This is a genomic window from Thermoactinomyces daqus (genome assembly GCF_000763315.1).
Classification (GTDB): domain Bacteria; phylum Bacillota; class Bacilli; order Thermoactinomycetales; family Thermoactinomycetaceae; genus Thermoactinomyces_A; species Thermoactinomyces_A daqus.
Map to the genome: position 1 here is coordinate 66,659 of NZ_JPST01000012.1, position 21,627 is coordinate 88,285.

The 21,627-nt window shown below is 50.7% G+C and carries 21 protein-coding genes; 17 read left to right on the plus strand and 4 right to left on the minus strand.

Translation table 11 applies throughout. The annotated features are described in order from the left end of the window. Nucleotides 1-388 precede the first annotated feature (388 nt). From bioA to JG50_RS0105245, 13 genes are all read left to right on the plus strand, one after another. Nucleotides 389-1,741, plus strand: a complete 1,353-nt coding sequence (bioA, locus tag JG50_RS0105185; RefSeq protein ID WP_033100048.1) for an adenosylmethionine--8-amino-7-oxononanoate transaminase — start codon at nucleotides 389-391, stop codon at nucleotides 1,739-1,741. Continuing rightward, complete coding sequence (gene bioD / locus JG50_RS0105190; RefSeq protein ID WP_033100049.1) at nucleotides 1,738-2,451, plus strand: dethiobiotin synthase; 714 nt, start codon at nucleotides 1,738-1,740, stop codon at nucleotides 2,449-2,451. Before bioA ends, bioD begins: the two co-directional genes overlap by 4 nt. Before the next feature lie 5 nt (nucleotides 2,452-2,456). Next, nucleotides 2,457-3,443: a biotin synthase BioB gene (bioB, locus tag JG50_RS0105195; protein WP_033100050.1), complete on the plus strand. Its 987-nt coding sequence runs from the start codon at nucleotides 2,457-2,459 to the stop codon at nucleotides 3,441-3,443. Then, nucleotides 3,440-4,612, plus strand: a complete 1,173-nt coding sequence (gene bioF, locus JG50_RS0105200; protein ID WP_033100051.1) for an 8-amino-7-oxononanoate synthase — start codon at nucleotides 3,440-3,442, stop codon at nucleotides 4,610-4,612. The genes bioB and bioF overlap by 4 nt, the downstream gene beginning before the upstream one ends. A 199-nt stretch (nucleotides 4,613-4,811) precedes the next feature. Next, complete coding sequence (locus JG50_RS0105205; RefSeq protein WP_033100052.1) at nucleotides 4,812-5,519, plus strand: sporulation protein; 708 nt, start codon at nucleotides 4,812-4,814, stop codon at nucleotides 5,517-5,519. A gap of 257 nt (nucleotides 5,520-5,776) precedes the next feature. Next, entirely contained in the window at nucleotides 5,777-6,610 is an 834-nt protein-coding gene (locus tag JG50_RS0105215) for a methyltransferase domain-containing protein (protein WP_033100054.1), read from the plus strand. Nucleotides 6,611-7,272: 662 nt separating this feature from the next. After that, nucleotides 7,273-7,653 (plus strand): hypothetical protein, encoded by a 381-nt coding sequence (locus JG50_RS0105220; RefSeq protein ID WP_033100055.1) that lies wholly within the window; start codon nucleotides 7,273-7,275, stop codon nucleotides 7,651-7,653. A 167-nt stretch (nucleotides 7,654-7,820) separates the two neighbouring features. Further along, nucleotides 7,821-8,348, plus strand: coding sequence for a hypothetical protein (locus JG50_RS0105225; RefSeq protein ID WP_033100056.1), 528 nt, complete (start codon nucleotides 7,821-7,823; stop codon nucleotides 8,346-8,348). Then, entirely contained in the window at nucleotides 8,260-8,976 is a 717-nt protein-coding gene (locus JG50_RS0105230; protein WP_152568489.1) for a hypothetical protein, read from the plus strand. Before JG50_RS0105225 ends, JG50_RS0105230 begins: the two co-directional genes overlap by 89 nt. A gap of 59 nt (nucleotides 8,977-9,035) precedes the next feature. Further along, nucleotides 9,036-9,188, plus strand: coding sequence for a hypothetical protein (locus JG50_RS19990; RefSeq protein WP_160173815.1), 153 nt, complete (start codon nucleotides 9,036-9,038; stop codon nucleotides 9,186-9,188). A gap of 22 nt (nucleotides 9,189-9,210) precedes the next feature. Further along, nucleotides 9,211-11,646 (plus strand): 3-hydroxyacyl-CoA dehydrogenase/enoyl-CoA hydratase family protein, encoded by a 2,436-nt coding sequence (locus tag JG50_RS0105235; RefSeq protein WP_052154019.1) that lies wholly within the window; start codon nucleotides 9,211-9,213, stop codon nucleotides 11,644-11,646. 118 nt (nucleotides 11,647-11,764) lie between these two features. Further along, a complete protein-coding gene (locus tag JG50_RS0105240) occupies nucleotides 11,765-12,943 on the plus strand; it encodes an acetyl-CoA C-acyltransferase (RefSeq protein WP_033100059.1) in 1,179 nt (392 codons plus the stop codon). 31 nt (nucleotides 12,944-12,974) lie between these two features. Next, complete coding sequence (locus JG50_RS0105245) at nucleotides 12,975-14,750, plus strand: acyl-CoA dehydrogenase family protein (protein ID WP_033100060.1); 1,776 nt, start codon at nucleotides 12,975-12,977, stop codon at nucleotides 14,748-14,750. Between the two features lie 38 nt (nucleotides 14,751-14,788). Here the strand turns inward: JG50_RS0105245 and JG50_RS18680 are convergent, their stop codons facing one another. The 4 genes from JG50_RS18680 to JG50_RS0105265 form a co-directional block, all read right to left on the minus strand. Further along, nucleotides 14,789-15,181, minus strand: coding sequence for a DUF2512 family protein (locus JG50_RS18680; protein ID WP_052154020.1), 393 nt, complete (start codon nucleotides 15,179-15,181; stop codon nucleotides 14,789-14,791). 208 nt (nucleotides 15,182-15,389) lie between these two features. Further along, the gene (locus JG50_RS0105255; RefSeq protein WP_033100061.1) at nucleotides 15,390-16,133 is read right to left on the minus strand and encodes a YheC/YheD family protein; all 744 of its coding nucleotides are present in this window, start codon (nucleotides 16,131-16,133) and stop codon (nucleotides 15,390-15,392) included. A 65-nt stretch (nucleotides 16,134-16,198) separates the two neighbouring features. Continuing rightward, nucleotides 16,199-16,969: a DUF2935 domain-containing protein gene (locus tag JG50_RS0105260; protein ID WP_033100062.1), complete on the minus strand. Its 771-nt coding sequence runs from the start codon at nucleotides 16,967-16,969 to the stop codon at nucleotides 16,199-16,201. Nucleotides 16,970-17,194: 225 nt separating this feature from the next. Then, complete coding sequence (locus JG50_RS0105265) at nucleotides 17,195-18,115, minus strand: proline dehydrogenase family protein (RefSeq protein WP_033100063.1); 921 nt, start codon at nucleotides 18,113-18,115, stop codon at nucleotides 17,195-17,197. A 215-nt stretch (nucleotides 18,116-18,330) separates the two neighbouring features. On the opposite strand from JG50_RS0105265, the gene pruA reads away from it, so the two are divergent. The 4 genes from pruA to JG50_RS0105285 all read left to right on the plus strand — a co-directional run bounded on the left by pruA (nucleotide 18,331) and on the right by JG50_RS0105285 (nucleotide 21,622). Beyond that, nucleotides 18,331-19,878 (plus strand): L-glutamate gamma-semialdehyde dehydrogenase, encoded by a 1,548-nt coding sequence (pruA, locus tag JG50_RS0105270; RefSeq protein WP_033100165.1) that lies wholly within the window; start codon nucleotides 18,331-18,333, stop codon nucleotides 19,876-19,878. 172 nt (nucleotides 19,879-20,050) lie between these two features. Next, nucleotides 20,051-20,389 carry a hypothetical protein gene (locus tag JG50_RS0105275; protein WP_033100064.1) on the plus strand — a complete coding sequence of 113 codons (339 nt, stop codon included), beginning with the start codon at nucleotides 20,051-20,053 and terminating at the stop codon, nucleotides 20,387-20,389. 289 nt (nucleotides 20,390-20,678) lie between these two features. Then, a complete protein-coding gene (locus JG50_RS0105280; RefSeq protein WP_033100065.1) occupies nucleotides 20,679-21,296 on the plus strand; it encodes a DedA family protein in 618 nt (205 codons plus the stop codon). An 83-nt stretch (nucleotides 21,297-21,379) separates the two neighbouring features. Next, a complete protein-coding gene (locus JG50_RS0105285) occupies nucleotides 21,380-21,622 on the plus strand; it encodes a twin-arginine translocase TatA/TatE family subunit (RefSeq protein WP_033100066.1) in 243 nt (80 codons plus the stop codon). Nucleotides 21,623-21,627 lie beyond the last annotated feature (5 nt).

Here is a 21,627-nt window from a genome sequence, read left to right on the forward strand (position 1 = left end):
TTAATCCATTTTGTTTGCATTCTCCCCGGGTTACCGGGGGATGTTTCGATGATTTAGTTTAGAAGCCGAATCCTCCACCAACAAAGACAAAGATGGTTGCGATGACAAGGAGGAAGATTAACAGCCTTCTCCAGCCGAAACCAAAACCGCCACAACTACCGAAACAACTGAAGCCCATTTTTTCACCTCCCGCTCAAGGTTCTCTATATCCTATTGACTCAGGGATAAAAAGGTATGTGCATTCTCCTATTTCCGGTCAAAGATGGGCTGTGGTTGTTTCATTTCATCAGGGTAAATCCGGGTATTCTGCCGGATGGCCGGTATGTTATACTTTGATTGTAAACCTTAAAAAAATATAGGTTTACAAATAAGGAGGGAGGGGTTTTGCTTGGCCGGATTCTCCTATCAAGAGTTATTGGAGAAGAATCGACGTTATTTGTGGAATCCGTTTACCCAGATGAAAGAGTATCTCCAGGATGAACCGCTGATCATCGAGCGGGCGGACGGGGTGAAGCTGTACGATGTGCAGGGTCGGGAATATTATGACGGCAATGCCTCCGTCTGGTTGAATGTACATGGTCACAACCATCCGGCGCTGAATGAAGCGATTAAGGTGCAGTTGGAAAAAGTGGCGCACAGCACGCTGTTGGGAATGGGGAACATTCCGGCCATCCTGTTGGCGGAGCGATTGGTGAAGATTACTCCGACCCGGCTGCAAAAAGTATTTTATTCTGACAGCGGGGCGGAGGCAGTGGAAATCGGGTTGAAAATGGCGTTCCAGTACTGGAAAAACCGCGGATTCCCGGAGAAAAACACGTTTCTCTCCATGAAAAACGGTTATCACGGGGATACTGTCGGCGCTGTCAGTGTCGGGGGGATGGATCTGTTCCATGCCACCTTTGATCGCTTGCTCTTTTCCACAATTAAGCTTCCTTACCCCTATCCTTACCGGTTTGATGGGACAGCTGAAGAATGCAAGCAAGCCTGTTTGCATGAATTGGAGTCGGTCTTGAAGAGCCAGGGAGAACGTATTGCCGGCCTGATTGTGGAGCCGATGGTTCAGGGAGCCGGCGGGATGATCATGATGCCCCCGGGCTATTTGTCAGAAGTGGAAAAGATGTGCCGCCAATATGATGTTTTATTGTTGGCCGATGAAGTGGCGACGGGATTTGGACGTACCGGCAAAATGTTTGCCTGTGAGCATGAAGGCGTACAACCGGACATTATGATGGTCGGGAAAAAATTGACTGGGGGTTATTTGCCGGTTGCCGCAACACTTACTTCAGATGAAGTGTATGATGCCTTTTTCGCGGACCACAGTGAAGCGAAAACCTTCTTCCACGGTCATTCCTATACGGGAAATCAGCTTGGCTGTGCGGTGGCGCTTGCCAACCTGGATTTGTATGAGCGGGAGCATCTGTTGGATCATGTGCAGGAAGCGAGCCGATGCCTTGCTGATCATCTGGAAGCGCTGAAAGATTTGCCGGCTGTCGGCGAAGTGCGTCAGCTGGGAATGATGGTGGGCATTGAACTGGTAAAAGAGAAAGAGACCAAAGAGCCCTATCCGTTTGCCGAAGCTATCGGAGCGAAGGTATGCCGCAAGGCTCGGGAACTGGGACTGGTGACACGGCCGCTGGATCACGTGGTTACACTGATGCCGCCGCTGGCCACTCCGCTTCCCGACTTGCAAGCGATGGTGTCCATCCTGCATGAGGCGATTCGCGAGGTGACGGCCAAGTGAGCGGAAACGGGCTTTTTATCACGGCGACCGGAACCGGAATCGGAAAGACGATGGTAACTGCCGGCCTGGCTTTGGCCTTGGCAGATCAGGGGATTGATGTCGGCGTAATGAAACCGGTGCAGAGCGGAGGAGAGCCGGACGACCCCGGGAGCGACGGCATGCGCCTGAAAGCATGGACGGGTGTCACTGACCGCTTGCAGGAGATTGTGGTTTACAACTTTTCCTTGCCGGTGGCTCCCGGACTGGCAGCGGAACTGGCCGGAGAGGAGATCGAAGTTGACAGGATTCTTGCCGCTTTGAAGATGTTGCAGCAAAAGCATGAAGTGATTCTTGTCGAAGGTGCCGGCGGCTGGGTGGTACCTCTGGGAAGGGAATGGACAATGGCTGACCTCGCGGTGCAAATCGGGTGGCCGGTGTTGATTGTCGCCCATCCGCAGCTCGGCACCATCAATCATACAGCGTTGACGGCGAGCGCCATCCGGCAGCGGGGATTGCGGATCGCAGGGGTTGTTTTAAATGGTCTCAAGCCGGGTGTGGATGACCCGAGCATTCCGCATAATCCGCGTTTGATCGAACGGTTTGCCGGTGTTCCCGTCTGGGGGACCGTTCCGTGGATTGAAGGGGGACTGACTGCAACGAAAATTAAAAAGGTGTTTCTTCAGCATGTCGACATAAAAAAATGGATTTCAACCTTAAAAACAGGAGGCTGAGCAGTATGGGGAAATCGCGATGGGAAACTCTGGCTGATCGGGCGCTCGCCGGAGAACGGTTGTCAATGGAAGAGGGATTGTCTGTGCTGGATGCGCCCGATGACGAGCTGTTGCCGCTTTTGCAGGCGGCGTTTCGGGTGCGGAAAGCTTATTTTGGCAAGAAAGTAAAGCTGAATATGATCATCAATGCGAAAAGCGGTTTGTGTCCCGAGGACTGCGGCTATTGCTCCCAATCAATTGTTTCGCAGGCGCCGGTCGAGAAATATACGCTGCTCAAAAAAGATGTCCTGGTCGCCGGGGCCAGAGAGGCACTGAGCCGCAAGGCCGGAACCTATTGTATCGTGGCCAGCGGTCGCGGACCGACGGAGAAGGAACTGGATGAAGTGGTTGAAGCAGTCAAGGTGATTAAAGAGGAGTTAAACATGAAAATCTGCGCCTGCCTGGGAATTTTGACGGAAAGCCAGGCCAAACGGTTAAAGGAAGCAGGGGTTGACCGTTACAATCACAATTTGAACACGAGCAGGGAACATTACGGGCGGATCACGACCACTCATACATACGATGACCGTGTGCAAACGGTGGAAGCGGCCAAAAAAGCGGGTCTGTCCCCTTGTTCAGGGTGTATCATCGGTATGGGAGAGACGCGTGAACAAGTGGTGGAGATGGCTTATGAGCTGCGCAATTTGGATGCTGATTCCATCCCCGTCAATTTTCTCAATGCGATTCCCGGAACCCCGCTGGAGGGTTTGAAAGAATTGAACCCGCGCTACTGTTTGAAAGTGCTTGCCCTGTTCCGGTTTGTCTGTCCGACGAAGGAGATTCGCGTCTCAGGGGGGAGAGAAGTGAATTTGCGCCAATTGCAGCCTCTGGCCTTATACCCGGCCAACTCCATTTTTGTGGGGGATTATCTGACGACGGAAGGACAGGCGTCTTCATTGGATCATCAAATGATACGCGATCTCGGTTTTGAGATTGAAGTGGAGACGGCATGAGTTCACTCTGGAACCGTACGATCCGGGAAGAATTGCAGGCCCTTTCCGCAGATCACCTGAACCGGCATTTGATTCCGACAGCGGATGCGCACCGCCCCGTTTTGCACAGAAAAGGGAAGAGGCTGGTCAATTTTTCCTCCAACAACTACCTTGGTCTGGCCGGGCATCCCCGCATGATTCAGGCGATGCGTGAAGCGGCGGAAAAAGGAAGCGGTGCCGGTTCCTCGCGTCTGATTATCGGGCATAGCGAGGAGGCGGAGGCGCTGGAACAGGAATTGGCTGCTTTTAAAGGAACAGAGTCCGCTGTCCTGTTTCCCAATGGTTATATGGCCAATGCAGGATTGCTCTCCTCCTTTCTCAAGCCGTCGGATGCCGTTTTCAGCGATCAGTGGAATCATGCCAGCATTGTGGATGGCATCCGCATGAGCAAAGCACGAAAATACATTTACCGGCATCTGGATCCGGATTATCTGGAGAGTCTGCTGAAAACGGCGGATCAGCAGGGAGCCGGACGGAAACTAATTGTGACGGATACTGTTTTCAGCATGGATGGCGATGTCGCCCCGCTGAGAGATCTGGTGGAGCTGAAAAAACGTTATGATGCCGCCCTGGTGGTGGATGATGCGCATGGCGGGGGCGTGTTCGGAGACGAGGGAAAAGGGATGGCGCATGAATTGGGGGTTGACCGGGAAATTGATCTTTACATGGGCACCTTCAGCAAAGCTTTTGGCGTATACGGGGCGTATGTGGCGGGGAAGCGCGACTGGATTCGCTATCTGATCAATAAATGTCGTCCCTTCATCTATACCACCGCCTTGCCACCGGTCATTATTGCGGGCATTCGTGCTTCATTGAGATTGGTGCGTGATGCAGACCGGTTGCGCCGGGAATTGCGGCAAAAAAGCGGCTGGTTTCGCCGGCAGCTGACCGGTTTGGGGCTCGATGTGGCTGGTTCGGCCACGCAGATCATTCCCGTTGTGGTCGGGGAAAATGAACAGGCGCTTCTTTTCAGTCACCGGCTTCAGGAGCAGGGAGTCCTGTCTGTCGCGATTCGCCCGCCCACTGTTCCTGCCGGAACCGCCCGCCTGCGTTTCTCCCTGATGGCCAACCATCGGGAGGAAGATTTAAGACAGGCGATCGAGGCAATCAAGTTGTGTTGTTTTGCCTGATCGGACAAACTCAATCGTCCGGTGAGATTCGGAATTTTGGAATATCCCCTGAAAACAAAAAACGAAACGCTTGCGAGAGAGGGAAGTATGTTTGCGGATCTGGAATGAAATCAGTTATTTGAAACGGGATTCTGTGATACGATATATGGGCTATCAATTTTCCAACTGATTAATTCCAGCGACTGAAAGGATGAGCCTCGTGATCAAAAATTTTCTGGCTTCCCTTGGCTTTGGAGCGGCCCAGGTCGATCTGGTGCTGGACCGGGAGAACTTGACGATGGGAGAACCGGTGACGGGAAAGATCGTCCTCAAGGGGGGTGAAGTAAAACAAGTCATGGAAGGGCTGAGGGTGCATTTTTGCCTTGCATCTGCCTATCCGAGCGGAGGACAGCGGGTTGATGTCAATGAAGTGGTGGCAAAGATCACCGTATTTGAAGAAGATGTGGTGATCAAGCCGGAGGAATTAAGAGAATACCCCTTTGAATTTGTCTGTCCCCGCCACCTCCCCGTTTCTTCCGTGAATACGCGCTTTTTCTTCCAAACGGATCTGGAAATCAAAAGCGGTGTCGATGCTGAAGATCGCGATATAGTCGATGTCTATGCTTCGGGGCTTCAGGGCCATTTCCTTGATGGATTTGCCCGTCTGGGATTTAAACATCATAATGAGGCTTATACGGGAAAGGAAAAGGACGGTTTCCAAATCATTCACTTCCGGCCCACTTCCTGGCTTTCCGGTGAGATCGAAACTCTGGGGATCAAGTACCAGCCGGCCGCTGTTGACCATTGGATCAGCGGTACATATGAATTAAAGGGCAAAGAAGGCAGATTTCATTTCTCCGCCGAGGAATTGGCCACGCTGGAACACGCCGCCGAAACGTTGCGCCAGTTTTTCCAGCGCAAACTATAAAGCATTTTCGGGATAAAAAAGATTTTTTGTGCAAAAGGTGCATTGCTGGTCAGGCCGTGGTGCCCCACGCATGATCTTCCCCGTTTTGAATGGCGGTCAGCGGGGCGCCACGACCCTCTGATTTCACTTCGCTTTCATTTTCAGCTTGTACCCGCAAATCATGATCATTTTTATTGAACCAGGGCAGGAGTTTGATTACTGATTGGAGAAAAAAAGGCCGTGATAAAATAAGTACGTGATATGGAGGGCGAAAGGGCTTGAAAATCAATAAAAAACAATTCATTCGCCAGATGAACCGAACTATTTCATATGACGAATTCCTGGTTGTTTACAAAAGGATGGCCCATCGCCTTCTGTTCAGTTTAAAAGATCGGGTGTTTGATCCGGGCCGCATCCTGGATCTCGGTTGCGGGACAGGCTATTTTACCGAATTGTTGCTTGAATATTTCCCCCGGGCAGAGCTGGTTGCGCTCGATTTGTCCCCCCGGCGAATCGAGATGGCTCGGGAACGGGTTGCTTCTGCACGCGTTCAGTTTGTTGCGGCTGATGTGGAAGAAGATGATCTTTCCGGTCTCGGTATGTTTGACCTGGTTATCACCAATCTGATGGGTCACTGGCTGCAAGCTCCGGAAAGGGTGCTGGCAAAAGTGAGAGAGATGCTGAACGGAGAAGGCTGGTACGGCATGACCGTTTTTGGCCCCGAAACGTGTCAGGAGCTGCAGGCGACGTTCAGGCAAGTGGAGCTTGAATGGGAGTTGCCCCCGCAAAGGCATTTTCTCCCGTTTCGCACTGTGGAGGAATGGGTGCAGTTGCTTGACGGGGCCGGTTTGTCGGATGTGACACCGGAAGAGTGCTGGCAGCGGATCGAATACGAAGATTGCCGCACCTTGCTGGAGCGGATCAAAGCTGCCGGGGAAAGTTACAGCGAAAGCAAACAAAATTTTATTTTGCAGCGAAATGTGCTGACGGAAGTGATGAGGCGGTATAATCGGGCGTATCGCTCGAAATCGGGAATTTATGCGACTTTTCATATCCTCACGCTTTGGGGAAAAAAACGGGATCAAAGAAAATGTTCTTTCACTTATAAATAGTAATAAGAAGGATGAAGGACTCAATCGGGTTTGGTGTAAATATCGGGCTGAAGGGGAAGGATCTGCAAACGAATGGAGTGGCAAAAAATCCTGACATTCCTGCAATCGAGTGATTCAGGAAGACGAAAAGCAAGCGTCGCGGTGAATTTAACCGTTATTGCTGAATAAACGAACTTTCTCCCAATCAAAACATGTGTTAAAATCTGAATGTTACCAAATGAAGATGAATACATAGGAAGGAAATCCATTGCCTCAAAGGAACAATGGATTTTTTCTGTTTCCCTTGCCCGGAATCGATCATCTTGTCAAACACAACCAGGGAATAAATGTATCACCAATTCGGGAGGGTAACAGTACCCGGCGACCGCCCTGGAACACATTTTCACGGAAGACACAAGCGGATTTTGGGTATTTTTAGCGAATTTTGTCAGTTCCTTTGAAGGAAGGGGGATCGGGACAAAGAATAATAACATGGACAAGGCATTTTGATGAATCGTGAAATCAAGGATGAAAGCGGGAAATCCCATTGTCCGGGAAGGGCTCTTTCCCTACCGCGTTTGGAGCTGGTCGGGTAATGGAATGAGGAATCTTCAATCGCATGCAAATTGAGTACTGCTTTTTCATTTGCCTACTTATCGGTGGTGTAGCAACGGGGGGATCACATGGCCTATCTTTTACTTCTGATTGCGACCTATATCTTTATGTCGATCAACCGTCGGTTGTTAGGGATTCCCGGCTTTTTCTATTATTCCAGCGTTCGCCCGATAGTAGGGATCTATTTTCGGGACAAATTGCTGAAGGTGGAGGAAGTATATTATTGGGAATTAGCTGAAACATTGGGAGATCGGGCCCAGTTAGCAATTCTTCCGGCATATTTTGTCGCGTTTGATCTGCTGTCTTTTTTGGAGATCTGGCAAAAATGGCTTGTTTTTTTGTTCCTTAATTATCTTTGGTGGGTTGTTTTTGCGGCATATCTGGTGAAGGGATTTATTCCGCAGACGCCGGCGTTGCGTCCCCGGACCACCCGGACGCCACATGCATAACCTCAACGCAAAATCGGATTTTCATTAATTGTGGAAGTGCTCACCGGCACTTCTTTTTTTGGAATCATTTCCCTTAAACAGGTTTCATTTAATCATTAAGTAGAATAACATGGTATAATAAATATAATATATAAAATATTCTGAATAAAAATCGGGGAGGCGGATCGATGAAATGGAAACTGGCCGGATGGTTCTTTGCTGTGTTGATGCTCCTTTGCTGTTTGGTTTTGGGCAGTTGGCCTCCGGTACTGGCTGAGACACGGCCAGCCGGGATCAAAGTGACGATTGCCGGTTCAAAGCCGGGCCCGGGGGTCGTGGTTCGCTCCGAACTGACTAATGTCGGGCAAGATGCTGAAATAAACGGAACTTGGACGTATGTCATTGACGGTGTTGGCAAACAGACAGTGTCGACTTGCCAGGGGATCAGCTGTGAAGCGGTGTTTAACCAACATTTATTTACCGTGGGCAAAAAATATGTGGCAAAGGTGACCTTTGATGCTGCCGGCCCGGGTGACGTGCCGAAACATGCCGAAGCGGAACAGCCTTTTGCCGCTCCTCCGCCCTATGGACAAAGACAAAGTTATCCGATCCGCTGCAGTGTGGCGTATGATTTGGCTGCAGAGCGCTTTTACCTCTATGCCCGGCCTGGACGTGCCAAACGGGTTAAATGTGGAAGGAAGTTGGACTTATGTTGATCTTGTCACCAAAGAGGCCTTTCGTTATGCCGCCGATCGCGATGTGGCATTTGCCAAAATCGGCAATCAGCCGGGCAGGGTGAAATCGACCGTTCAATTTGACGGGATCATCGGACCGGGCCATTATCTCTTGCAGGCCTCATGTCCTTTTATCCGCGAAGGGATTAAGGCGGCTGTTTCTCCTGACAATGATGCAATCAGAGTGACCGGAAGACTGCTCTACGGGAATTCGGCCAAAGGAGACTGGTTGTTTACCCTGGTTGACAGCAAAGGGAAACCGGCCGCTTCTGCGCTGGTATCCCGTCAGAGTACACCGGAAGTATCCTATGTTTTTCACGATCTCGCCCCGGGGCAGTATAAGGCTTTGATTCGTTTTGCAGGAACGGTTGACGGAAAGAAACGGATTTTAAAGGACTCGCTTGGCTTCCAGGCCGGGCAAAGCCCATCGCCGAACCCGGAGCCGGATGATCCCGGAATGACAGAACCCGATGATACGGTTACTCCCCCTGCTGCTCCTCCAGTGTCTCCCGACCCGTTTTTCAATGCCCAAGTGCGCCTTCTCATCGCTCTCGCAGTGGCGATTGTCGTCGGTGTCGTGGTCTGGGTGTGGGTATACAAGAAATTATGAACGTCCGGTACTCCGGAGTTGAGATTGAATTTGCAATTGTGTAAAAGAGACAAAAAAGTATGAAGCAACCCCTTGACGAAGAGAGAAAACAGAGAAATAATATTATTGAAATTAATTTCAAACAAAATAAAATTTCTGATGTTGTAAACATTTTTCTCCAAAATAAGCCGATCCGCCCAGGAGAGGTTTTTTTCTCACCTTTTTATGAATGACTATTCATTCAGATGAACAGGAATGGCTGGGTGTAAACCGCAGAGAGGAGGAGCTCGATTGAAACGAATAAAAAAAGCTGCCGTGCTGGGCGCCGGGGTGATGGGTGCAGCCATCGCCGGACATCTGGCCAATGTGGGGATTCCGACATTGCTTCTCGATATCGTTCCCCGCGATTTGACCGAGGAGGAGAAGGCCAAAGGGCTGACGCTGGGAGACCGGGTGGTTCGCAACCGGTTGGCGCAAAAGGGAAAAGAGCGATTGTTTAAGGAAAAGCCTTCACCATTGTATACAAAGGAAGCGGCAGACCTGATCCAGGTGGGCAATCTGGAGGATGACTTTGATTCCTTGAAGGATGTGGACTGGATTATTGAGGTCGTGGTGGAAAATCTGAAAATCAAACAAGATTTGTTCGCCCGCATAGAAAGCGTTTGGAAACCGGGTACGGTGGTCAGCTCCAATACATCCGGGATTTCTATCAACAAGATGGTGGAAGGCCGGTCGGAAGCGTTCCGAAAACATTTTCTCGGCACCCATTTCTTCAACCCGCCGCGCTATATGAAATTATTGGAGATCATCCCCAACGAGCTGACTGACGTCAACATCCTGCGGGAGATGAAGGCATTTGCCGAAGAGGTGCTCGGGAAAGGGGTTGTAATCTGCAAAGACACGCCAAACTTTATCGCCAACCGGATCGGCACGTATGGTTTGCAGGTTACGCTAAAAGCGATGGAAGAGCTGGGACTGGGACCTGATGAAGTGGACGATGTAACAGGGCGTGCCATGGGTCGACCCAAGAGTGCAACTTTCCGCACACTGGATTTGGTCGGATTGGATACCTTTGTCCATGTGGCTGACAACGTGCGTGAAAATGTGACGAACCCGGAAGAACAAGAAGCATTCCAAGTCTCCCCGCTGCTGGTGAAAATGGTGGAAAACAAATGGCTGGGCGAGAAGACAGGACAGGGATTCTACAAGCGAGTCAAGACGGAAAAAGGGAAAGAGATTCTCGTCCTGGACCCGGCGACGCTCGATTATCGCCCGCGCAAAAAATTGAAAGCGCGTTCACTAGAGCAGGCGAAGCGGGGAAAAACGCAAGCCGAAAAGTTACGGGCGCTGGTTTATGCCAATGATCCTGCCGGCAAATTGGCCTGGATTATTACGAAAAAAGCGCTCCTTTATACGGCTGAGCACCTGGAGGAGATCGCCGACGATATCGTGAGCGTGGATCGGGCGATGCGCTGGGGATTCAACTGGGATTTGGGGCCGTTTGAACTCTGGGATGCCATCGGGGTTGAAAAATCGGTGGCGCGCATGCGGGAAGAAGGGGAGACGATTCCGCCGCTGGTAGAAAAATTGCTCGCCTCCGGAGCGACTTCCTTCTACCAGACGGAAGAGGGTCGCGTCCAATCTTTCAACATCGGCGGCAAGTTTGGTGATGTCGATGAAAGCGAAAAGGTGATCTCTCTCTCCCGTCTCAAAGAGCAGGGCAAAAAGATTGCCGGCAACAAGGGGGCGAGTCTGATCGATATCGGCGATGATATCGCCTGCCTGGAATTCCACTCGCCCAAACAGGCGATCGGGGCTGATATCATCAGCATGATTAGGAAAGCGGTTAAAGAAGTGAGCGCCAATTACCGCGGTTTGGTGATCAGTGCTGAAGCTCCGAACTTCTGCGTAGGTGCAAACCTGATGCTGATGCTGATGGAGGCGCAAGATTACAACTGGCCGGAAATCGATCTGATGGTGCGCCAGTTCCAGGATGCGATGGGTTCCCTCCGGTATCTGGATCGCCCCGTGGTGGCCGCTCCCTATGGAATGACCTTGGGCGGAGGTGTCGAGGTGTGCATGCCCTGTGACAGGATACAGGCTGCTGCCGAGACCTATATGGGTCTGGTGGAAGTCGGGGTAGGATTGATCCCGGGAGGAGGCGGCAACAAGGAAATGCTGCTCCGCTGGACCGAAGGGATTGACCCCGGTGACCGCGTCGCGTTGCAGCCGTTGGTAAACCACGTTTTTGAGACGATTGCGCAAGCCAAAGTGTCCACGAGCGGGCCTGATGCCCAAAAATACAAATACCTGCGACCTTATGACGGAATCACCATCAATCGCGACCACTTGCTTTACGAGGCCAAACAGGTGGCACTGGGGCTGTATAAAGCCGGCTACAAAGCGCCGAAACCGCGCAAAATCCCAGTTGTCGGTGAAACGGGTTACAATGTGTTGCGACTCGGTGCGTACGGTTTCCTGAAATCCGGCTATATCACGGAGCACGATTACAAAATCGCCGGCAAACTGGCTTATGTCTTGGCCGGGGGTGCGGTTCCGGAAGGAACGCTCGTCAGCGAGCAATACCTGTTGGATCTGGAACGGGAAGCGTTTTTGAGCCTGATCGGTGAACCAAAAACACAGGCGCGGATGCAATACATGCTTGCCAAAGGAAAACCGCTCCGCAACTGACCGGAGAAAAATCCATATCCTGTAAACCCCTGACCGACCATTGGGAACGCAGGGAGGGTGGGTACCACAACCTGGCCTGCAACAGCAACGCATTATCACAGAAAAGGGAGGAAAGAACATGCGCGAAGCAGTGATTGTAGCCGGCGCCCGGACCGCAGTCGGCAAGGCCCACAAAGGGACGCTGAAAACGACCCGTCCCGATGATCTGGCCGCTCAAGTGGTCAAAGACCTCATGCGGCGGGTTCCTCAGGCAGACCCGAAAGAAGTGGAAGACGTGATTTTGGGGTGTGCTTTTCCCGAAGGGGAGCAAGGGATGAACATGGCCCGCCTGGTAGCGCTGCGAGCCGGGCTGCCCACGGATGTTCCGGGAATGACGGTGAACCGTTTCTGTTCGTCCGGATTGCAGACAATTGCCATCGCCGCGGAGAAAATTATGTGCAACTTTGCTGATATCATCATCGCCGGCGGCGTGGAGAGCATGAGCATGGTGCCGATGGGGGGCTATAAGCCGGCGCCCAATCCCTGGCTGATGGATCATCTGCCGGAAGCCTACATGTCCATGGGGCATACCGCGGAAGAGGTGGCGAAGCGCTACAATGTCTCCCGTGAAGATCAGGACCGGTTTGCCCTCGCCAGCCATCAAAAAGCTTATGCGGCCATTCAAGAGGGCAAATTCAAGGATGAAATCGTCCCGGTTACGGTCAAGACACATGTTTTTGATGAAAAAGGCAAGTTGCGGGTGGAAGAACGGGTTTTTGATACAGATGAAGGCGTTCGGCCTGATACGTCCCTGGAGGTTCTGGGCAAATTGCGCCCCGCCTTTCAATCGGGCGGAACCGTAACGGCCGGAAACTCTTCGCAAACGAGCGACGGAGCGGCAGCTGTGATGGTGATGTCCCGCGAGAAGGCGGAGGAACTGGGAGTAGAGCCTTTGGCCGTCTTCCGCGGCTTTGTTCTCGGCGGGGTAGACCCGGATGTGATGGGGATCGGGCCCGTGGCAGCCGTGCCCAAATTGTTAAAGAAAACGGGAGTCAGCCTGGATGAGATCGATTTGGTTGAGTTAAACGAAGCTTTTGCTTCCCAGGCGATCGCCGTGATCCGGGAACTTGGATTGAATCCGGATATCGTCAACGTGAACGGCGGGGCGATTGCCCTCGGTCATCCGCTCGGCTGCACCGGGGCGAAATTGACGGTTTCGATTTTGAATGAGTTAAAACGGCGCAATAAACGGTATGGTCTGGTGACGATGTGCATTGGCGGCGGCATGGGAGCGGCCGGGCTCATCGAACGCGTCTGAAGGTGACCAAATCGAATTTGGAGGGATAGATATGGCAGAAAATAAGAAAGTCAAAGGCGGCGCTTATCTGCTTTCCCAAACCGAACCGGAAGAGGTATTTACCCCTGAAGAATTTACCGAAGAGCAGAAAATGATTGCGAAAATGACGGAGGATTTTGTCAGGGATCAGGTTTTGCCCGTGCTTCCGGAAATTGAAGAGCATCGTTTTGAACATACGGTCCGCTTGTTGAAAGAAGCCGGCGAACTGGGGTTGCTCGGCGCCGACGTTCCTGAAAAGTACAACGGGCTCGGATTGGATAAAATCAGCTCCAGCCTGATTACGGAGAAATTATCCTTGGGACGTTCCTTTGCACTCTCCCACGGGGCTCATGTGGGAATCGGTTCCTTGCCGATTGTCTTCTTTGGCAATGAAGAACAAAAGAAAAAATATCTGCCTGACCTGGCAACGGGTGCGAAGATTGCTGCATACGCCCTGACGGAGCCGGGATCCGGTTCAGACGCTTTGGGAGCGAAAACCACCGCTGTTTTGAGCGATGACGGAAAATATTACATTTTGAACGGAGAAAAGCAGTGGATCACCAACTCCGGCTTTGCCGACGTCTTTATCGTTTACGCGAAAATTGACGGGGATCAATTCACCGCGTTTATCGTCGAACGCGACTTCCCCGGCGTTTCCGTCGGCCCGGAAGAGAAAAAGATGGGGATCAAAGGATCATCCACCCGAACACTGATATTGCAGGATGCAAAAGTTCCGGTGGAAAACCTTTTGGGCGAAGCGGGGAAAGGACATAAAATCGCCTTCAATATCCTGAATATCGGCCGTTACAAACTGGCGGTGGGAACTTGCGGTTCTTCCAAACGGGCGCTTGAAATCTCCGCAAACTACGCCAAACAGCGCAAACAGTTTAAGATTCCGATCGCCAAATTCGGACTGATCCGTGAAAAATTGGCCAACATGGCCATAAAAACCTACGCGTTGGAAAGCTTGGTCTACCGCATTGCCGGCATGTTTGAGGCGGGACTGGAAGGGGTGGAAGACGCCGAAGGTGCCGTTGCGGCCAAAGCGATCGGGGAATTGGCGATTGAATGTTCCATCGCCAAGGTATTCGGATCGGAAGTGCTCGATTATGTGGTGGACGAAGGGGTACAAATCCACGGCGGATACGGTTTCATGCAAGAGTACGAGATCGAAAACATGTACCGTGACTCCCGCATTAACCGGATCTTTGAAGGAACCAATGAAATTAACCGCCTGATCATTCCGGCCACGCTGATGCGCAAAACGTTAAAAGGCGAATTGCCCTTCCTCCAAAAAGCGCAGGAGTTGCAGGAAGATTTGCTCACACTGATGCCGTACCTCCCGGATGAAGAGGCACCGGTGTTGGAAGCGGAAGAAAATTATGTAGAAAATGCGAAGAAAATCTTCCTGATGGTTGCCGGGCTGGCTGTGCAAAAATATGAACAAGAATTGCAAAAAGAGCAGGAGATCTTGCGGGATATCGCGGACATCGCAATTGAGACCTTTGCCATGGAAAGCGTTCTTCTCCGTACCAAAAAAGCGGTCGCCAAAAATGGCGAAGAAAAAGAGCAGCTCAAAATCGATTATACCCGTGCCTTTGTCTATGATTCGATGCAAAAAGTGGATGCCCTTGCCCGCCACACATTGGCTGCCTTGGAAGAAGGGGATACACTGAGAACCCAACTTTCCATCCTCAAAAAATTCACCCGCATCCAGCCGATCAATGAAGTGGCTGTCAAACGGAACATCGCCGCCCGGATTATCGATGCCGAGAAGTATGTTTGTTAATCACCGACTCCCCCTGCCCACGACGGCCGGGGGATTTTTTATCGCGAAAAAACTTCTTTTCTCCCCATATATTTAAACAGCCATCGGTGGTAAAACCAATCAACAACGGTATATACGATCGCGATCACCAGAGAGATTTGGAACAGCGGAACGAGATTGGTTTGGTAATCCTGCGTACCGATGTCCCTGTCAAACAGCCAGGTTCCCAACGCCCAGACAACGATAAAAGAAAGGATTAAGTCGGACACGGTCGTAAAAACGTTTCCCATGCGCGGAAGCAGAAAGAGATCTCCAAAATAGCCGATCAGGGTCAAAATTACGCTGGTCAACAACACGGTGGAAGAATCGATGCCATAGATAAAGCCGAGGATGGCATATAAAATCATACTGGTCAGCAGAAATTTGATGATGAGATGCATGACATGATTCAAATCAATCGCCTCCCTGTTTTTTCTTAGTGTGCCATTGCCTCGTCGCCTTATGCGTCAACCTGGAAGCGCTGAAAGAGAAGAACACATAAAGAAAGTGAAGCAAAATGGGGGGAGCGTGGGGGGTTACCGGGCGATCATCCGGAACATGAGGAGGCGAGCAGGGAGACATGGCCCGGCCTGCAACGCATTTTCGCCGGAAAATCCCGGTTTACCCTGCCCGCTTTCGCATTTCCAGAATATGTTGGTGTTCTGCGTCGCCTAAGTTTTTGAAAACGAGGGTTCCGGGATGGACATTGATTTCGTAAATCCATAAATGCCCCTCCTGATCGATTCCGATATCCAGCCCGAATTCGGACCATTTGGGATAGACCGAACTGATCCGCTTGGTTGCCCGGCGGGAAAGACGCATCATTTGATCGATCAGAAAGCGGGCTTCCATTTCGCCATAGCCCAGTTTTTCGACCAGGAGCGGAAACACGTGGTATGACTTGCCACCGCTGTAGGCGTTGGTGACAAATCCCTTTTCGCGGGCAATCCGCGCCACGATGCCGACGACAACCCAGCGGCCGTCGATGCGCATGAGATGAGTGCGGATGTCAAACATCCGACCGCCCAGTGTTTTGCTGTTGATTCCCTGCTGGACGATATAGTGTCGGCGGTTCATTTTTTTGCGGTGAATCGCCTGCAGAAGGGAAGCATGCGATGCGTGAACGGACCGGGTTCCGTCATCCCGTACGCGGAGTGCAAAATGTCCGCTTTCCAGCCGGTCGATGCGCATCAGCCCCTTTCCCTGGCAGGAATTGTCGGGCTTCAGATAGACAAAGGGAAAAAACTGAAGCATGTGCTTCAGGGTATCCGAACTCAGCCGGTGGGTGATCGGGATATGCGGAGCCACATATTCGTCTTGCCGCATGAGAAGAGCGTTTTCCCATTTACTGATGACGCTGCCCATCGCAGACTCCTCCTGTTTGTTTTCAATAAAATATGTCCGGTCGGCCTTTCTTGATTGGATGCGTCTCATTCTTTGGGAAAAGGGGAGCATTTGGGTTGCCTGGCGGCAGAAACTTGTGCCAGTTTGTGCAGATAATAGCATTCTTCCCGATACATATGGTCGGCCATCAGCGGAGCAATCGTCCCCAGCACTTCTTTGGTCAGTCCCATTTCCACCAGCTCTTTTAAAAAAGACTGAAACAGGATGATTTCCAGTTCAACTTCTTTATTGAAACGGGCCAGGGACGGGAAATGATGGAGACGGGTGCGCAGATATCCGGTTAACTCAACCGCCTTAATATAAAAAGATTCAAAGGTTTTGATAAAGTGGTGCTGCTTTTCCTTGATTTTCTTTTCCACTCCGTCCGTGTTGATTTGCAGTCCTTCGGCGTGTCCGGCCGCGTCCGGCAGCCACAACAGGTGATGATGCAGCGGGTGCAGGGGCGGAGGGGTTTGACCGCGGCGAAGGCTGGACAGGATGCGCATATATTCTTCCAGCTCATTTACCATGTGATTGATGAACGTAGGGGGAAGATGAAAGGAAAACTGGTCGGTAAGCAACCGGCATAAAAGATGCAATTTAAATTCTCTCAGCTCCTCGGCTGCTTTCTGGCACACTTCCAAATCAGCTGTTTCCGCCCGTTTCGCCAGTTGCAAGAAGGTTTGCAGCAGGGCAGAAGCCTTTTGAATTTCCTCTTGTTCTCCGGGGGAAAGGGCATCAAGGATAAACTGGCAGTGGTCTTTTAAGACCGGAAGCCAAAAGCGCTGTTCAAACGCATGTGAATCAGGGTGGTGCATACGATCGCTCCTTTTGGAAAAGTTGCTAAATTTTATGAAAGGAGTCGATCGGTTAGAATCGAAAAGGGGCGCAAAAGGAGGAGTTTGCGGCAAACCAGCCGATCTGTGTTGCTTTTTTATGGAAAAAATGCTTCTGTCCTTGGGGTTCGGGTGACAGGAAGGAGGAAAAGTCACTCGACCCCGTTCCCAGGATAGCGACAAAAGGAACAGAAGCAGAAAAAGTGATCAATTTTGGAAGAAGCTCTTTAACACGAAAAAGGCGTTGGCCGGGCGCTCGGCGATCCGGCGTGTGAAATAGGGATACCAGTCCATGCCGTACGGAGTGTAGACACGAACTTTATAGCCTTCGCTGACAAGTTGTCGCTGCAAGCCATTACGCACTCCGTAGAGCATTTGAAATTCATAGAGATTGTCAGGAATCCGGTTTTCTTTCAACCATGCTTTCAGTTCATGAATGATCGCTTCGTCATGGGTGGCGATTGCCGTATAGTTTCCGTTTTGCAAGTGAAGCTGAACCAGTTTTACATAGTTGCGATCCACATCTTTTTTGTTCGGAAAAGCGACGCTGGCAGGCTCTTTGTATGCCCCTTTCACAATGCGCAAATTCACATTTTTCTTACCCAGATTGATAACATCCTGCTCAGATCGGTAGAGATAGGATTGAATCACCAATCCGATATGGTCTTTTCCGTATTTGTCCACCAGTGTGTTAAAGATGTCGATGGTCACATCCAAACGCGGGGTATCTTCCATGTCGATGCGGACAAAATTTTGGGTTTCTTTTGCTTTTTGGGCAATCCGGTTCATGTTCTCCAAACAGAATGCATGATCGATATCCAAACCGAGTTGCGTCAATTTGACTGATACGTTGGAGTTGACACCGTTTTCTTTGATGGCATCGAAAATGTCGATGGCGGCCTGGGTTGCTTCGAGGGCTTCTTCACGGCTGGTAACGCTTTCGCCGAGGTGATCCAAAGTGACGATCAATCCTTCGTCATTCAAATGCTTGACCCTGTCCATTGCAGCACGCAAGCTTTCTCCGGCGACAAAACGGGCGGCTCCCAGTTTCATGCCATAGTTGGAGACAAACGATGTAACCGCTTTATTTCCAGCCAACGTTAGCACCACTTTGCGCGAAAGGGACATTTCCCATTCCTCCACTTCGAGAAAATTAATTGATTACATATTATTTAGGTGAAAAAGACCATTTTCATTATATGTTCATAAATGAAATTAAACAATAGGTATATAATTCCCTCATTGATGAACCTAATGACAATAAGGTAAAATGGAAACGTCCGGGAATGGTCCAATCGATTTATCCTGTTGCGCAAAGGTTTTTGCCTAAAAAGGAGGTACCTCTGATGATCGAATTTAAAAACGAACCCTTTACAGATTTCTCCAAAGAGGAAAACCGGAAAGCTTTTGAAACCGCTTTATTGAAAGTAAAGGCGGAGATGGGCAAAGAGTATGACATTATTATCGGCGGGGAACGGATCAAAACCGGCCGCAAGGTAAAATCAATCAACCCGTCCAATGTGGATGAAGTGATCGGGATTGTTAACGAAGCAGATACCGAATTGGCCGAAAAAGCGATGCAAACGGCATATGAAACTTTTAAAAGCTGGAAAAAAGTAAAACCGGAGGCACGGGCGTCTCTGCTGTTTAAGGCGGCTGCCATTCTCCGCCGCAAAAAGCATGAGTTTTCCGCCTGGATGGTGCTCGAAGCGGGAAAAAGCTGGGTGGAAGCAGATGCGGATACCGCTGAGGCCATCGATTTCATGGAGTTTTACGGTCGGGAAATGATCCGTTTAAGCGAGCGGCAACCGTTGGTGCGCATTCCAGGTGAAGACAACCATCTTTATTACCGGCCGCTCGGAGTTGGCGCCATCATTCCGCCGTGGAACTTCCCGCTTGCCATCTTGGTGGGAATGACCACGTCGGCCATTGTCACCGGAAACACCGTTGTCCTGAAACCGGCCACTCCGACCAACGTGATCGCCGCGAAATTCATGGAAGTCTTGCACGAAGCCGGGGTGCCGGATGGCGTGGTCAACTACGTTCCGGGTCCCGGCGGCGAAGTGGGCGAATACTTTGTAACCCATCCGCTCACCCGGTTCATTTCCTTCACCGGCTCCAAAGAAGTCGGCTTGCGCATTAATGAATTGGCTGCAAAACGGGCGCCGGGACAAAAATGGATCAAGCGCGTCATCGCGGAGATGGGCGGCAAGGACGGCATTGTTGTCGATTCCGATTGTGATCTGGACTTTGCGGCAGAGACGATTGTCAAATCGGCATTCGGGTTCTCCGGGCAAAAATGCTCGGCCTGCTCACGCGTCATTGCACATCAGGATATTTATGACGAACTGTTGGAAAAAGTGGTGGCTAAAACCAGCCAATTGAAAGTCGGCGAAGCGCAAACGCCGGGCATCGACCTCGGTCCGGTTGTGGATGAAAAAGCGTACAATAAAATTCTCGAGTATATTGAAATCGGGAAAAAAGAAGGGCGCTTGATGACCGGCGGCGGGAAAGCGGAAGGAAACGGCTATTTCATTCAACCGACGGTATTCGCTGATGTGGCACCAGATGCCCGCATCGCTCAGGAAGAGATCTTTGGTCCCGTAGTCGCTTTCATCAAAGCAAAAGACTTTGACCATGCGTTGGAAATTGCCAACAACACCGAGTTTGGCCTGACGGGTTCCGTGATCAGCCGCAACCGTCTGCATTTGGAAAAAGCCCGCGAAGAGTTTTTCGTCGGCAATCTGTATTTCAACCGCAAATGCACAGGCGCATTGGTTGGCGTTCATCCTTTCGGCGGTTTCAACATGTCCGGAACCGACTCCAAAGCAGGCGGACGCGACTACCTCTTGCTGTTCACACAAGCGCAAGTGGTCTCTGAGCAACTTTAAACCAATCTCCGAAAAACCGCATCCAAATCCGGGTGCGGTTTTTTATGAATCGCTGCCCCCGAACTTTCCCGATTGCATCCAAAACGGATGATTAAAAATTCAGAACAAATACTGTACAGCCTGTGTTTTTTCTTTATAATGGAATAAAAAGGAAACGAATGAGGCTGATGTAATGGATGAAGTAAAGTCCTTATTGCATGCGATTATGGAACGGCTGGACGTACAAAGCGCCAACATTGAACAGATGAAAGCGGATCTTGCCAAGCTGAGTGAGGGTTTGCTCCGTGTCGAAACCCGTGTGGAAGAATTGAGCCGGCAATGGAGTGAAACCAGCGAAACGGTTGAGGGAATTCAAAAGGAGATCATCTCTCTCAAACAAACGCAGAAACGGTTTGACGAGCAACTGCTGAAAGAAGAAGATTGGCAGAAGCAGATCATGCAGGCTCTTTCGCTGACTTCAGGAGAGCGCGAAAAGACGTTGAAAAAAGGGGTCAATAAAAGCGCCGGATAAAACCCGGACTTCCCGAAAAGGGCAAGCCCGGGTTTTTTGTTGCATAGAATAGTTTGTGACATCTCTGGTAATTGGCTGGACGGCAAACATTGCCTTCCATTATGATCAAAGATGATAGAAAACATTTATGCCCTGTCTAAAACAATCCGGGATGAAAATTAACAACATTCGGAGGGGAGTGAAACCCCTTTGAGCGACCATTGCCAAGATGGGAGCGAAGGGGCCCCGCCGACCATTATGACACTTCACAGAAAATCGCAATGAAAAAGGCAGGTAAGGGGATACGAAAATGGACCAATTTATCTATTCGGTGCTGGAGTGGCTTTCCAGTCTGGGTTATTTCGGCATCGCTCTTGGACTGATGGTTGAGGTAATTCCGAGCGAAATCGTTCTTGCCTATGGCGGTTTTCTCATCGCTTCCGGGCAAATCAATTTTGTCGGAGCCCTGATTGCCGGCACGATCGGCGGGGTTCTGGCCCAGGTTTTTCTGTACTGGATCGGTTATTACGGCGGCCGCCCTTTTTTGGAGAAGTACGGCAAATATCTCCTGATCAAGAAAAAGCATTTGGATGTGGCAGAGTCCTGGTTTGACCGTTACGGCACGGGTGTGATCTTTGGCGCGCGCTTTATTCCGGTCGTTCGCCATGCCATTTCCATTCCGGCCGGAATTTCCAAAATGCCGCTGTCCCGCTTTACTCTGTTGACCACGCTGGCGATTGTTCCGTGGTCGGTACTGTTTTTATATCTGGGAATGCAGCTGGGCAGTAGTTGGAAAGAGATCGAGGAGATCGCCGCTCCCTACACCGATGATGCGGCCATTGTCGCCGGTGTGCTGCTTCTGCTCTATTTCCTGTTCCAGTGGTATCGCAAAAAGCAGCGTTCCCGAAATGGTTTTTCTCCAAGATAAGATTTCCCTCCTTTGGGTGTAACCGTTTCCGGTATATAATAAAATAGAAATGTTGTGACTTGTCCCTTAAAGGAGGGAAGAGAGTGAGTATCAGCGGAATTGAATGGATTCTGATCTTCGTCGTCGCTCTTATCTTGTTCGGCCCGAAAAAACTTCCCGAACTGGGACGGGCTGTCGGCAAATCCATACGTGAGTTTAAAAAAGCCACCAACGGGATTTTGAGCGAGGATGAGGAGAAAAAGCCGGAACCGGTGAAACTGGCACAAGATCATGAAAAGGCGGGAGAGACGAAGCAACAGTCGGAAAACGGGGCACATCTGAAATGACAAAA

Excerpts from the sequence above, each read along its gene's own strand:
- bioB (WP_033100050.1), top strand. The coding sequence starts at position 2,457 with ATGGGGAAATCGCGATGGGAAACTCTGGCTGATCGGGCGCTCGCCGGA.
- bioF (WP_033100051.1), top strand. The coding sequence starts at position 3,440 with ATGAGTTCACTCTGGAACCGTACGATCCGGGAAGAATTGCAGGCCCTT.
- JG50_RS0105220 (WP_033100055.1), top strand. The coding sequence starts at position 7,273 with ATGGCCTATCTTTTACTTCTGATTGCGACCTATATCTTTATGTCGATC.
- JG50_RS0105225 (WP_033100056.1), top strand. The coding sequence starts at position 7,821 with ATGAAATGGAAACTGGCCGGATGGTTCTTTGCTGTGTTGATGCTCCTT.
- JG50_RS0105230 (WP_152568489.1), top strand. The coding sequence starts at position 8,260 with ATGATTTGGCTGCAGAGCGCTTTTACCTCTATGCCCGGCCTGGACGTG.
- JG50_RS19990 (WP_160173815.1), top strand. The coding sequence starts at position 9,036 with ATGAAGCAACCCCTTGACGAAGAGAGAAAACAGAGAAATAATATTATT.
- JG50_RS0105235 (WP_052154019.1), top strand. The coding sequence starts at position 9,211 with ATGGCTGGGTGTAAACCGCAGAGAGGAGGAGCTCGATTGAAACGAATA.
- JG50_RS0105240 (WP_033100059.1), top strand. The coding sequence starts at position 11,765 with ATGCGCGAAGCAGTGATTGTAGCCGGCGCCCGGACCGCAGTCGGCAAG.
- JG50_RS0105245 (WP_033100060.1), top strand. The coding sequence starts at position 12,975 with ATGGCAGAAAATAAGAAAGTCAAAGGCGGCGCTTATCTGCTTTCCCAA.
- JG50_RS0105255 (WP_033100061.1), bottom strand. The coding sequence starts at position 16,133 with ATGGGCAGCGTCATCAGTAAATGGGAAAACGCTCTTCTCATGCGGCAA.
- JG50_RS0105260 (WP_033100062.1), bottom strand. The coding sequence starts at position 16,969 with ATGCACCACCCTGATTCACATGCGTTTGAACAGCGCTTTTGGCTTCCG.
- JG50_RS0105265 (WP_033100063.1), bottom strand. The coding sequence starts at position 18,115 with ATGTCCCTTTCGCGCAAAGTGGTGCTAACGTTGGCTGGAAATAAAGCG.
- JG50_RS0105275 (WP_033100064.1), top strand. The coding sequence starts at position 20,051 with ATGGATGAAGTAAAGTCCTTATTGCATGCGATTATGGAACGGCTGGAC.
- JG50_RS0105280 (WP_033100065.1), top strand. The coding sequence starts at position 20,679 with ATGGACCAATTTATCTATTCGGTGCTGGAGTGGCTTTCCAGTCTGGGT.